The organism is Pantoea sp. BS_8, from assembly GCF_041954965.1.
Lineage (GTDB): Bacteria > Pseudomonadota > Gammaproteobacteria > Enterobacterales > Enterobacteriaceae > Pantoea > Pantoea stewartii.
In genome coordinates this window covers 566,419-579,180 of sequence record NZ_JAVAXU010000001.1, presented here as the reverse complement: position 1 = coordinate 579,180, position 12,762 = coordinate 566,419, and the positions used below count along the sequence as shown (strand labels likewise).

10 protein-coding genes are annotated in these 12,762 nt (G+C 52.1%); 6 read left to right on the top strand and 4 right to left on the bottom strand.

Features of this window, described 5'->3' with window-relative positions; translation table 11 throughout:
• Nucleotides 1-75: 75 nt before the first annotated feature.
• From RAC65_RS02650 to RAC65_RS02640, 3 genes are all read right to left on the bottom strand, one after another.
• Entirely contained in the window at nucleotides 76-1,389 is a 1,314-nt protein-coding gene (locus RAC65_RS02650) for a CitMHS family transporter (protein WP_006119344.1), read from the bottom strand.
• 464 nt (nucleotides 1,390-1,853) lie between these two features.
• A complete protein-coding gene (gene cobO / locus RAC65_RS02645; RefSeq protein WP_039340187.1) occupies nucleotides 1,854-2,444 on the bottom strand; it encodes a cob(I)yrinic acid a,c-diamide adenosyltransferase in 591 nt (196 codons plus the stop codon).
• Complete coding sequence (locus tag RAC65_RS02640; RefSeq protein WP_006119341.1) at nucleotides 2,444-3,205, bottom strand: YciK family oxidoreductase; 762 nt, start codon at nucleotides 3,203-3,205, stop codon at nucleotides 2,444-2,446. The genes cobO and RAC65_RS02640 overlap by 1 nt, the downstream gene beginning before the upstream one ends.
• 173 nt (nucleotides 3,206-3,378) lie before the next feature.
• On the opposite strand from RAC65_RS02640, the gene sohB reads away from it, so the two are divergent.
• Entirely contained in the window at nucleotides 3,379-4,425 is a 1,047-nt protein-coding gene (gene sohB / locus RAC65_RS02635) for a protease SohB (RefSeq protein ID WP_375096454.1), read from the top strand.
• Between the two features lie 28 nt (nucleotides 4,426-4,453).
• Here the strand turns inward: sohB and RAC65_RS02630 are convergent, their stop codons facing one another.
• Nucleotides 4,454-4,702: a DUF2498 family protein gene (locus tag RAC65_RS02630; protein ID WP_375096324.1), complete on the bottom strand. Its 249-nt coding sequence runs from the start codon at nucleotides 4,700-4,702 to the stop codon at nucleotides 4,454-4,456.
• Between the two features lie 371 nt (nucleotides 4,703-5,073).
• Between RAC65_RS02630 and topA the strand changes: the two genes are divergently transcribed.
• From topA to acnA, 5 genes are all read left to right on the top strand, one after another.
• Nucleotides 5,074-7,671: a type I DNA topoisomerase gene (gene topA, locus RAC65_RS02625; protein WP_006119337.1), complete on the top strand. Its 2,598-nt coding sequence runs from the start codon at nucleotides 5,074-5,076 to the stop codon at nucleotides 7,669-7,671.
• 189 nt (nucleotides 7,672-7,860) lie between these two features.
• Nucleotides 7,861-8,835, top strand: a complete 975-nt coding sequence (cysB, locus tag RAC65_RS02620; RefSeq protein ID WP_033741825.1) for an HTH-type transcriptional regulator CysB — start codon at nucleotides 7,861-7,863, stop codon at nucleotides 8,833-8,835.
• Between the two features lie 495 nt (nucleotides 8,836-9,330).
• A complete protein-coding gene (locus tag RAC65_RS02615; RefSeq protein WP_006119333.1) occupies nucleotides 9,331-9,489 on the top strand; it encodes a YmiA family putative membrane protein in 159 nt (52 codons plus the stop codon).
• 3 nt (nucleotides 9,490-9,492) lie between these two features.
• Entirely contained in the window at nucleotides 9,493-9,672 is a 180-nt protein-coding gene (locus RAC65_RS02610) for a hypothetical protein (RefSeq protein WP_033741823.1), read from the top strand.
• A gap of 402 nt (nucleotides 9,673-10,074) precedes the next feature.
• Nucleotides 10,075-12,756: an aconitate hydratase AcnA gene (acnA, locus tag RAC65_RS02605; protein WP_054633697.1), complete on the top strand. Its 2,682-nt coding sequence runs from the start codon at nucleotides 10,075-10,077 to the stop codon at nucleotides 12,754-12,756.
• Nucleotides 12,757-12,762 lie beyond the last annotated feature (6 nt).

Here is a 12,762-nt window from a genome sequence, read left to right as displayed (position 1 = left end):
TGATATAAGGCTATAAAAAAGCCGCAACATCGTCTGTTGCGGCTTTTTACTTTCTGGCTGACGCTCCCGGACATCTTACCGGTGGAAGAGGGGAAACGCGCCGGTTACTAAGCCGCCCGCCATCAGCACCAGGCTAATCAAAATCCCCCATTTTATGGCAAAACGTTGATGGTCACCGATATCCACTTTGGCCAGACCGACTAACAGATAGACCGACGGCACCAGTGGACTCAGCAGATGGAAGGGTTGGCCCACAATGGAGGCTCGGGCAATTTCTTCTGCTGAAATGCCATAGCTGGCGGCCGTCTGCGCGATGACAGGCAGAATGCCAAAGTAGAAAGCATCGTTGGACATAAAAAAGGTAAACGGCAGACTGATCAGGGCGGTAAATAGCGCAAGATAAGGTCCGAAACTGTGCGGAATAAACGCCAGCAGACTTTTCGCCATGGCGTCCACCATGCCGGTACCTGACAGTATGCCGGTAAAAATACCTGCCGCAAAAATCAAGGCAGTCACCGCCAGCACATTACTGGCGTGTGAACCGATACGGGCTTTTTGCTCCTCAAGCGAGGGGTAATTAAGCATGACGGCAATTGCAAAAGCCAGCATAAACAGAATCTGGATGGGCATGGCACCCACCACCAGAAGCACCAGCAGTACCGTGGTCAGAATAAAGTTTGGCCAGAACATTTTGGGCCGGCGATTTGCTGCGCATTCGTCTGCATCACCCAGGCCCAGTTCGATATTATTCAGATGGTCGTCGCTGATGCGCATGACGCCCAGACGTTTACGTTCCTGTAGCCCAAACACGAAGGCCAGACCGACAAGAGCAACACAGGCGATAAGGATGGCCGGTAGCATGGGAATGAATATATCCAGCGCATCAATGCGCAGCGCGGCCGCCGCGCGGGCTGTGGGGCCTCCCCACGGCGACAGGTTCATGATGCCGCTGGCCAGGTTAACCAGGCAGGTCATTGCCAGCACATTCATGCCCAGTTTCCGGTAGAGGGGAAGAAACGCGGCAATGGCAATCATATAGGTGGTGGAACTGTCGCCATCCAGCGAGACCAGCAAGGTTAATACAGCGGTACCGACCAGCACTTTAAGCGGGTCGCCACGCACAATTTTCAGGATGAAACGCACCAGCGGATCAAACAGTCCGGCATCGATCATCAGGCCGAAATAGAGAATAGAAAACGTCAGCATCACACCCGTTGGAGCCAGCGTTTTGACCCCGTTCAGCATCATTTCCCCAAGTCCGTGATAAAACCCGCCGATAAGCGCAAAAAGCGTCGGGATAAGAATGAGCGCGATTAGCGCTGACATGCGTTTGGTCATGATCAGATACATGAAACAAACCACCATCGTAAAGCCCAGTATGGTCAGCAAAATAAGAGCCCTCTTATTGGCAAAAGTTATTCAATTGTTATCAGAGAGAACATTTAATTATGGAATCGATTAGCACGGTAATGATTAACCTGTTGATTTGATTAACCACGCGCAATGGGATGATATTAAAGCTAAATATTTTTTATCATTTATTTAACATTGAAGAGTGATCCCGATCGGTTTTACGTCTCTCAACGGTAAAAATATGTGATTGAGATCAATCATGGCGGCGGCGGATGACGCCGGTTTGCAGGCAGGGTTTCTGGAAAAGGCGCGTAAAACGTTTCGCAAAATTAACATGAATGGAAAATAAAAGCGGGAAAAGCCCTGAGGACCAGCTGTGCCAGGCTGCAATGACAATAAGCGGGCATGCAGGCCGATAAACAGGGAAAAGGAAGTACAGAGGGGGCACTGCGTAAGATAAGCAGGCCGGATGCATAAGGGCAGCCAGCCTGCGGTAAAGGCTACCAGTCTATTCCCTGCTGTGCCTGGATACCGGCGTCAAAGGCATGTTTCACCGGACGCATTTCCGTCACGGTGTCAGCCATATCCAGTAAGGTGCGATGGCAACCCCGACCCGTAAGGATGACGCTCTGGTGGGCAGGACGGCCTTGCAGAGCGGTTACCAGCTCGTCGAGTGGCAGATAATCCATACTGATCATGTAGGTGATCTCATCCAGAATCACTAAATCAAGCGTGTCATCCGACAGCATGCGTCTGGCATGATCCCAGACGGCCAGGCAGGCCGCTGTATCGGTCTGGCGATTTTGCGTTTCCCAGGTGAAACCCGTGGCCATTACCTGAAACTCCACTCCGTGCCGGGCCAGAAGGTTGCGTTCGCCGTTGGGCCATTCTCCCTTAATGAACTGAATGGCCGCGGCACGTTTGCCATGCCCGCAGGCGCGTAGAGCCGTGCCAAACGCAGCGGTGGTTTTCCCTTTACCGTTTCCGGTAAACACCATCAAAATGCCTCTGACTTGCTGAGCGGCAGCAATGCGGGCATCCACCTGTTCTTTCAGACGCTGTTGCCGCTGTTGATGACGATCGCTGGTCATTACTCTGCGGCCCCGGGTTTTCTGCCTGGCTGCGCATCGAAGCTCATACCGGTTTTACGGCGGCTGTCATCGCCCATTAAATAGAGGTAAAGAGGCATGATATCGGCAGGCGTTTTGAGTTTACCGGCGTCTTCCTGAGGAAACGCACTGGCGCGCATTTTCGTACGCGTACCGCCAGGATTAATACAGTTAACCCGCAATGCCTGATTTTTATACTCGTCGGCCAGCACCTGCATCATGCCTTCTGTGGCGAACTTTGATACCGCGTAGGCACCCCAACCCGCGCGCCCGGTACGGCCCACACTTGACGTCGTAAATACCAGCGAGCCGCTTTCGGATTTGAGCAGCAACGGCAATAGCGCCTGGGTAAGGTAAAACGTGGCATCAACATTAATTTTCATGACCTGTTGCCAGATTTGAGGATCCAGGTCGGCCAGCGGAACAATCTCACCTAAGATACTGGCGTTATGTAACACACCATCCAGACGGGAGAATGTTTGCGCCAGTTCCTGCGCTAGCTGCGCACAGCGTGCCGGCGTGGCGTCTGAAAGATCCAATACCACCGAATGGGCAGGGCGCTTGTTCAGTTGGTTTATCAACGCTTCTGTCTGCTGCAGCTTTTCAGCGCTGCGCCCCAGTAAAATCACCTCCGCGCCGAAGCGTGCGTAGGTCAGGGCCGCTTCGCGTCCAATGCCGTCAGAAGCACCCGTCACCAGGATAATACGATGGGCAAGTAGATCATCTTTCGGTTGATAATGCATGTTGGGAACCTCCCGCAACGTCTGGGTTTTTCGCTTTATGCCCTAATTCAGGGCACGACGCAATTAGCAATAGGGACAATCTGTGCCAGATGCTGGCATTTCAGGCGACGCAGTAGCATAAACCCGTTAAACTAGGCGTTTGTCAGTAATCCTCTGTTTAATAAGGCGACATGATGGATCTTCTTTTGAGTTATGGATTGTTTTTAGCAAAAGCGGTGACGGTGGTCGTTGCCATTGCTGCCATCGTCATGATTGTTGTGCATGCCGCTCAGCGTAAACGTCACTCGGGCGGACAACTGCGATTAACGCGGTTAGATGACGATTACAACAAGATGAAAGAGGCGTTGCAGCTTGAGAAAATGAAACCGCAGGCGCAAAAACTGTGGTTAAAAAACCATAAAAAGGCTGAAAAACAGAAGGCGAAAGCAGAGAAGCGCGACGCGAAGCAGGGCAATGTCGACACCGTTAAACCCACGTTGTACGTGCTTAATTTCAATGGCAGCATCGATGCCAGTGAAGTGAAATCGCTACGCGAAGAAATTTCAGCCATTCTGGCGGTTGCCCAGCCGGGCGATGAAGTATTACTGCGTCTGGAAAGCCCGGGCGGCATGGTTCACGGTTATGGCCTGGCGGCGTCACAATTGCAGCGCCTGCGTGATGCCGGGTTGAACCTGACAGCGGCCGTGGACAAAGTGGCGGCGAGCGGCGGCTATATGATGGCCTGTGTGGCCAATACCATCGTAGCCGCGCCTTTTGCCGTCATCGGTTCCATCGGGGTTGTCGCGCAAATCCCTAACTTCAACCGTCTGTTGAAACGTAATGACATTGACGTTGAGTTACACACGGCGGGTCAGTACAAACGTACGCTGACGCTGTTTGGTGAAAACACCGAAGAAGGACGTGAAAAATTTCAGCAGGATTTGAACGAAACCCACCTGTTGTTTAAACAGTTTGTTCATGAAATGCGTCCTTCCCTCGACATTGACCGGGTGGCAACCGGCGAGCACTGGTATGGCCGGCAGGCGCTTGGACTGGGCCTGATCGATCGCATTTCGACCAGTGACGATCTCATTATCGCGAATATGGCGAAATTCACGGTACTGGGCGTGACGCATGTGCGCCGTCGTTCAAAAATCGATCGCCTGACGCAAAACGCAGGGCAGGTGCTTGAGCGCATTATGCTCAAATGGTGGCAGCGCAGCGACAAACGGTTTTTGTGATGCATCGACCCGGCTCAGGCCGGGTTTTTTATACCAGGTGATAACGGGGTGACAGCAGAACGGCCAGGTGTTTGAACAGGTTGAACACCGCCGTGGTTTTTGCGGTCGGCAGGCCTTCCGTGTCCAAAAAGTACGGCCCTTTAAACACCAGCACGTCGCCCTGCTGGCTGACGGCAGTAGCTTCCATACCGGCGATAAAATCATCATGTTCCCTGAGCATCGCGTTAGCGATATCTAACAGTGCCTGGGACGACACTCCCTCAGTCAGATTCTGCATATGTCTGTGCCTTTTTGACAGTCTGATAATTCTTTCTATATTACTTCCGTACTGCACTGTTCGACAAATCGTGGGCAGGGGTAAAAAAAGGGCTTTCCTCACACCAGATGCTAATTAAGTTGCGTAACAGATTTTATCAGGTACAGTGTGGGCGTTTCAGATTCCAGGGATATTGCACCGGGAAGTGCGATTAAGTCAGGCAGAAAAAGCGATTTTTATCATAAAGTTGCACTGTAAAGAATCGACTGACCAGAGATTGAGCCCCACGTCTTGAAATACCAAACAGGCGTAGCAATATTGAACCCGATGGGTTTTCAGGGCGTCCAATCCTCTCCCGTTGAGCAGGATGTATTCATTAGGTAAAGGTAAATATGGGTAAAGCACTCGTTATTGTTGAGTCCCCGGCAAAGGCTAAAACAATCAATAAATACCTCGGCAGTGGCTACGTGGTGAAATCCAGCGTGGGCCATATCCGGGATCTGCCGACCAGTGGTTCAACCGCCAAAAAAAGTGCTGAAACCCCGACAGATAAGAAAGCCAAAAAAGTTAAGAAGGATGAGAAAGCCGCACTGGTCAGTCGTATGGGCGTTGATCCCTATCACGGCTGGGAAGCGGATTATCAAATCCTGCCCAATAAAGAGAAAGTGGTAGCGGAACTCAAAGCTTTAGCCGAGAACGCCGACCATATCTATCTCGCAACCGACCTTGACCGCGAAGGGGAAGCCATTGCGTGGCACCTGCGGGAAGTGATCGGGGGTGACGATAAGCGCTTTAGCCGCGTGGTGTTCAATGAGATCACCAAAAATGCGATTCGCCAGGCGTTTGAAACGCCGGGCGAACTCAACATTGACCGCGTCAATGCACAGCAGGCACGCCGCTTTATGGACCGTGTCGTGGGGTACATGGTCTCCCCGTTATTATGGAAAAAAATCGCGCGAGGCCTGTCTGCCGGTCGCGTGCAGTCTGTTGCTGTCCGGTTAGTGGTTGAGCGTGAGCGTGAAATCAAAGCTTTTGTGCCCGAAGAGTACTGGGAACTGAGCGCTAACCTGACCACGCCGAAGGGCGATGAGCTGACGATGGACGTCACTCATGCGGGCGATAAACCGTTCCGTCCGGTCAATCACGACCAGACGCACGCCGCGCTGGCTCTGCTGGAAAAAGCGCGCTTTGCGGTCACGGACCGTGAAGACAAGCCAACCAGCAGCAAACCCGGCGCGCCGTTTATTACCTCCACGTTGCAGCAGGCGGCGAGTACCCGGCTGGGCTTTGGCGTGAAAAAGACCATGATGATGGCGCAGCGCCTGTATGAAGCGGGCCATATCACCTATATGCGTACCGATTCCACGAACCTGAGCCAGGATGCGGTTTCGATGGTGCGCGGCTACATTGAAGGCCATTTTGGTAAAAAGTACCTGCCCGATGCGGCGAATACCTTCGCCAGCAAAGAGAATTCGCAGGAAGCGCATGAAGCCATCCGTCCATCAGATGTGGAAGTGCTGGCCGAGCAGCTCAAAGATATGGAAGCGGATGCGCAGAAACTGTATCAGCTTATCTGGCGTCAGTTTGTCGCCTGTCAGATGACACCGGCACAGTACGATTCGACCACGCTGACAGTCACGGCAGGGGATTACAAACTGAAGGCCAAAGGGCGTACGCTGCGCTTTGATGGCTGGACCAAAGTCATGCCTGCGCTGCGTAAGAATGATGAGGATCGTACTTTACCGCCGGTTAACGTTGGCGATGAGCTGAGCCTGCAGGACCTGTTACCCAGCCAGCACTTTACCAAGCCACCGGCCCGCTTTAGTGAAGCTTCACTGGTCCGTGAGCTGGAAAAACGCGGTATCGGCCGTCCTTCGACCTATGCGGCCATCATTTCCACTATCCAGGATCGTGGCTACGTCAGGGTGGAAAACCGCCGCTTTTACGCTGAAAAAATGGGTGAAATTGTCACCGATCGTCTGGAAGAGAACTTCCGCGAGCTGATGAATTACGACTTTACCGCTCACATGGAAAACAGCCTCGACCAGGTCGCCAACAATCAGGCGGAGTGGAAGGCGGTTCTGGATCGCTTCTTCTCCGATTTCAGCCAGCAGCTGGAACAGGCTGAGAAAGATCCGGAAGAAGGCGGAATGCAGCCGAATCAGATGGTCCTGACCTCCATCGACTGCCCAACCTGCGGCCGTAAAATGGGGATTCGGACAGCCAGCACCGGTGTTTTCCTGGGGTGTTCAGGCTATGCGTTACCGCCGAAAGAGCGTTGCAAGCAAACCATCAACCTGATTCCGGAAAATGAAGTTCTGAATATTCTGGAAGGGGACGATGCCGAAACCAACGCGCTGCGTGCCCGTCGTCGTTGCCAGAAATGTGGCACAGCGATGGACAGCTATCTGATTGATAACGGACGCAAGCTGCACGTTTGCGGTAACAACCCTGAGTGCGATGGTTATGAAATCGAAGAAGGGGAGTTTCGTATCAAGGGCTACGATGGTCCGGTCGTCGAGTGCGAAAAATGTGGTTCTGAAATGCACCTGAAAATGGGGCGTTTCGGTAAGTACATGGCCTGTACCAATGATGACTGTAAGAATACCCGTAAGATTTTGCGTAATGGCGATGTCGCCCCGCCGAAAGAAGATCCCGTGCCGCTGCCCGAACTGCCGTGTGAAAAATCGGATGCGTATTTTGTGTTGCGTGACGGTGCTGCCGGTGTGTTCCTGGCCGCCAATACCTTCCCCAAATCGCGTGAAACCCGCGCACCGTTGGTGGAAGAGCTGCAGCGTTTCCACGACCGTTTACCTGAGAAGTTGAAATATCTGGCCGAAGCGCCAGCAACCGATCCGGAAGGCAACAAGACGCTGGTGCGCTTTAGCCGTAAAACGAAACAGCAGTATGTGGCGTCTGAAAAAGACGGCAAAGCGACAGGCTGGTCAGCGTTTTACATTGACGGCAAGTGGCAGGAAGCGAAAAAGTAACCCTGTAAGGCCAGCATTGCTGGCCTTTTTTCCCCGCCTTATATCATTCCGTTCTACATTGATACTTAAAATGTTATAGTGGTTATAGCATTTCCGATCCCTTCTTTCTGCTCAGCACCTTTCACCCGCCTGGGCGACAGTACGCCACCCGGGGATGCGACTCTGTAACCGACAAGGATAACAACAGATATGAAATTACAGCAGTTGCGCTATATCGTAGAAGTCGTGAACCATAACCTGAATGTTTCATCGACAGCAGAAGGGCTTTACACTTCGCAGCCGGGCATCAGTAAGCAGGTCCGTATGCTGGAGGATGAGCTTGGGGTGCAGATTTTCGCCCGCAGCGGTAAGCACCTGACGCAGGTTACGCCCGCCGGTGAAGAAATCATTCGCATTGCACGCGAAGTGCTTTCCAAAGTGGATGCCATTAAATCTGTCGCAGGTGAACATACCTGGCCGGATAAAGGCTCGTTATATGTTGCCACTACGCACACTCAGGCGCGCTATGCGCTGCCCGGCGTGATTAAGGGCTTTATCGAACGTTATCCACGTGTCTCGCTGCATATGCATCAGGGTTCACCAACGCAGATTGCCGAGGCGGTTTCTAAAGGCAACGCAGACTTTGCAATTGCCACGGAAGCGCTCCACCTCTACGACGATCTCATTATGCTACCGTGCTATCACTGGAACCGCGCTATCGTGGTCACGCCAGACCATCCGCTGGCGGGAAAAGGGCAGGTGACGATAGAGGAGCTGGCCGATTTTCCGCTGGTAACCTATACCTTCGGCTTCACCGGACGCTCCGAGCTGGATACCGCCTTTATGCGCGCGGGGTTGACGCCACGTATCGTCTTTACCGCAACGGATGCCGACGTCATTAAAACGTATGTTCGCCTGGGGCTGGGCGTAGGGGTGATTGCGAGTATGGCGGTGGATCCCGTTGCTGATCCTGACCTCGTCAGAATTGAAGCCTCTGAAATCTTCACCAACAGTACGACGAAGATTGGTTTCCGCCGCAGCACCTTCCTGCGCAGTTATATGTATGACTTCATCCAGCGCTTCGCCCCCCATCTGACGCGCGATGTTGTGGATACGGCAGTGGCGTTGCGTTCCAACGAGGACATTGAGGCCATGTTTAAAGATATCAAGCTGCCGTTTAAGTAACGGTTATCTGTCGTCGCGTATTCTCAGGCTGCTTAGTGCAGCCTTTTTTATGCAAGAATGTTAGCGCCATGTTTATATTGAGAAGTTTCATTATCTTTTTGTAAATGTAACGTCGATCACATGTTTAAAGCTTGCTGTATCTTAAATGCGAAATACGACACATTTTTGACGCGATTTCTTTGCGGGCTGCCAGGATTATTCCCATACTCCAGTTAACGCTTGATGGAGAAGCTTTTATTTAGGGGTTAGTTAACACGGTCTTTAGTAATGACTGGATCTGAAGTTAAATTAACTCAAATTTTTGTCAGGCGGATTTTAATAGTATGGGTAATAAGTCATTAATCGTTACTTAAGTAATTTTACAGTTTTGATAAATTGCGTTAATCGTTTTGTGCAATAAAAATGACTGGATTTTTGGCCTTAACGGGTTTAGGATTCCTCCTAAATCTTAATCGATGTTATCAATCGTTTTATTGAGAGTGATTATCAAAAACTATGGCTACGAGACTGACTGTTGATCCGGGCTTCCCGGCTAAAAGCACCAAGGTTAAGCGTACAGGTAACACTCGTCGCAATGCCTGGTTAACTGTGTTCGCTGCCTCAGCGCTGTTCTGGGTGGTTGTAGCATTAATGATTTGGCGCATCTGGGGTTAAGCCATGTGGGCAAACGCACTCTGCCATAAGCACACCATGACGACTCGTCAGCATCGTCTCTCTGGCTATAAAGCGAAAGAGCCGGTTGCAAAGGCGGAAAAAGTGACTATTCCCGAAAGTTGGGATCTCAACGAGCATCAGCGTAATTTCATCGAGTCCTTTCTGGACCCGAAAACAAAATAATTTTACATCGCGTTTTTCTTTCGACATTTCTTCTGTCTTTCAGACTTACTTAATTAAGCGCTCTTCACACGTTGCATAAATGATGTCATCCCTTATCAGGATGCGAGTACGGCTTTTATTGCCCTTTCTACGCAGGAGTATTGCTATGAATATGATTAAAATGACCTGGTTTAGTGCTTATGCGTTCTCATTTACCGTGTGGATGGCAGCGCTCTGGGCAGCGCTATAATTTAAACGTGTCTCTTTCTCAATAATGCCTCGCAACATTGCGGGGCATTTTTGTTTGCGTCCGATTGTAGCAATCTGTGTTGTAATCAAAACGTTAACAAAAAAGTGGTCTATCTTTATACTAAACCTTGTTGTCTCTGAGGTTTAAAGACCATGTATTATAAAGGAGGAGCTATGTCGTCATCCCTACGCGAGCAGAGTCAGGAAACACTGCAGGTAGATAATCACAACTATCACATCTTCAGTCTACCTCGCGCTTCACAACATCTCGGTAACATTGATCGGTTGCCTAAATCCCTCAAAGTGCTGTTAGAAAACCTGTTGCGCTGGCAGGATGGCGACTCAGTCACTGAGGAAGATATTCAGGCGTTAGTTGACTGGCAAAAAACCGGCCACGCCGACAGGGAAATTGCTTACCGCCCGGCCCGTGTTTTAATGCAGGATTTCACCGGCGTACCCGCCGTTGTTGATTTAGCCGCGATGCGCGAAGCGGTGAACCGACTGGGCGGAGACGTGAATAAAGTCAACCCACTGTCCCCGGTCGATCTGGTCATTGACCACTCCGTCACCGTTGACCATTTTGGCGACGACGATGCCTTTGAAGAGAACGTGCGGCTGGAGATGGAACGCAACCATGAGCGTTACGTCTTCCTGCGCTGGGGCCAGAAAGCCTTTGACCAGTTCCGGGTGGTGCCACCGGGGACCGGGATCTGTCACCAGGTAAACCTTGAATACCTGGGGAAAGCAATCTGGCAGCAGCAGATAAACGGCGAAACCTATGCCTGGCCGGACACCTTAGTCGGGACGGATTCTCATACCACGATGATCAATGCGCTTGGCGTGCTGGGATGGGGCGTCGGCGGGATTGAAGCCGAAGCGGCGATGCTGGGGCAACCGGTGTCTATGCTGATCCCGGATGTCGTGGGCTTCAAACTCACTGGCAAACTGCGGCCGGGCATTACCGCGACCGATCTGGTGCTAACGGTGACGCAAATGTTGCGTAAGCACGGCGTGGTGGGCAAATTTGTGGAATTCTATGGTGATGGCCTGGCCGATCTGCCGCTGGCGGACCGCGCAACCATCGCCAATATGGCACCGGAATACGGCGCTACCTGCGGTTTCTTCCCTGTCGATGAAGTGACACTGAGCTATATGACCTTAACCGGACGCGATGCCGAACAGGTTGCGCTGGTAGAACATTATGCTAAACGCCAGGGAATGTGGCGTAATGCGGGCGATGAACCTGTCTTCACCAGCAGTCTTGCGCTGGACATGAATGATGTTGAATCAAGTCTGGCCGGACCAAAACGCCCACAGGATCGCGTGTCCCTGGGCGATGTCCCGGCGGCGTTCGACGCCAGCAATGAACTGGAAGTCAACCACGCGCAGAAACCTCACAAAGAAGTCACCTACACGGACAGCGACACCGGACTTTCCCATACCCTGACCGACGGCGCGGTGGCCATTGCGGCGATCACCTCGTGTACAAACACCTCAAACCCAAGTGTCCTGATGGCCGCAGGTTTACTGGCGAAAAAGGCAGTAGAGCGGGGCCTGAAACGCCAGCCGTGGGTCAAGGCATCGCTTGCCCCGGGCTCTAAAGTGGTTTCCGACTATCTGGCCGTCGCACAACTGACGCCGTTCCTCGATAAACTGGGCTTTAATCTGGTCGGTTATGGCTGTACAACCTGTATCGGTAACTCCGGCCCGCTGCCGGATGCGATCGAATCGGCGATTAAAGAGGGCGACCTCACAGTGGGGGCCGTGCTGTCGGGTAACCGTAATTTCGAAGGCCGTATTCATCCGCTGATTAAAACCAACTGGCTGGCTTCACCGCCGCTGGTGGTGGCCTATGCGCTCGCGGGGAATATGAAGATCAACCTGCAAACTGATCCGCTCGGACAGGATCGGGATGGCAAGCCGGTCTTTTTGAAAGATATCTGGCCTTCGCCTGAAGAAATCGCGACAGCGGTACAGCAGGTTACCAGCGATATGTACCACAAAGAGTATGCGGAAGTCTTTGACGGTACGCCCGAATGGCAGGCCATCAAAGTCAGCGAAGCCGCGACCTATGACTGGGACGAAGGATCAACCTATATCCGTCTGTCACCGTTCTTTGATGACATGGAAAAAACGCCCAAACCGGTCGAAGACATTCGTGGTGCGCGTTTGCTGGCTATTCTGGGGGATTCGGTCACAACAGACCATATTTCACCGGCAGGTAGCATCAAAGCAGAAAGCCCGGCAGGGCGCTATCTGTTGGCGCATGGTGTCGAGCGCAATGACTTCAACTCCTATGGCTCGCGTCGTGGTAACCACGAAGTCATGATGCGCGGAACCTTTGCCAACATTCGTATCCGCAATGAAATGGTGCCGGGCGTTGAGGGTGGCTATACCAAACATTATCCGAGTGGTGAACAACTGGCCATTTACGATGCCGCGATGAAATATCAGGCCGAAGGCGTGCCGCTGGCCGTCATTGCCGGTAAAGAGTACGGGTCAGGTTCGAGTCGTGACTGGGCAGCGAAGGGACCGCGTCTGCAGGGCGTTCGCGTAGTGATCGCCGAATCGTTCGAACGTATCCACCGCTCTAATCTGATCGGTATGGGGATCTTACCGCTGGAATTCCCGCAGGGCGTAACGCGTAAAACATTAGGACTGAAAGGGGATGAGTCGGTTGACGTTGAGAACCTGTCACAGCTCACGCCGGGCTGCACCGTGCCAGTGACAATCACGCGTGCCGATGGCAGCAAAGAGAAGCTGAATACCCGCTGTCGCATTGATACCGGTAATGAGCTGACCTATTACCGCAACGACGGTATTCTGCATTATGTGATTCGAAATATGCTCAACTGATACGAT

Excerpts from the sequence above, each read along its gene's own strand:
- cobO (WP_039340187.1), bottom strand. The coding sequence starts at position 2,444 with ATGACCAGCGATCGTCATCAACAGCGGCAACAGCGTCTGAAAGAACAG.
- RAC65_RS02640 (WP_006119341.1), bottom strand. The coding sequence starts at position 3,205 with ATGCATTATCAACCGAAAGATGATCTACTTGCCCATCGTATTATCCTG.
- sohB (WP_375096454.1), top strand. The coding sequence starts at position 3,379 with ATGGATCTTCTTTTGAGTTATGGATTGTTTTTAGCAAAAGCGGTGACG.
- RAC65_RS02630 (WP_375096324.1), bottom strand. The coding sequence starts at position 4,702 with ATGCAGAATCTGACTGAGGGAGTGTCGTCCCAGGCACTGTTAGATATC.
- topA (WP_006119337.1), top strand. The coding sequence starts at position 5,074 with ATGGGTAAAGCACTCGTTATTGTTGAGTCCCCGGCAAAGGCTAAAACA.
- cysB (WP_033741825.1), top strand. The coding sequence starts at position 7,861 with ATGAAATTACAGCAGTTGCGCTATATCGTAGAAGTCGTGAACCATAAC.
- RAC65_RS02615 (WP_006119333.1), top strand. The coding sequence starts at position 9,331 with ATGGCTACGAGACTGACTGTTGATCCGGGCTTCCCGGCTAAAAGCACC.
- RAC65_RS02610 (WP_033741823.1), top strand. The coding sequence starts at position 9,493 with ATGTGGGCAAACGCACTCTGCCATAAGCACACCATGACGACTCGTCAG.
- acnA (WP_054633697.1), top strand. The coding sequence starts at position 10,075 with ATGTCGTCATCCCTACGCGAGCAGAGTCAGGAAACACTGCAGGTAGAT.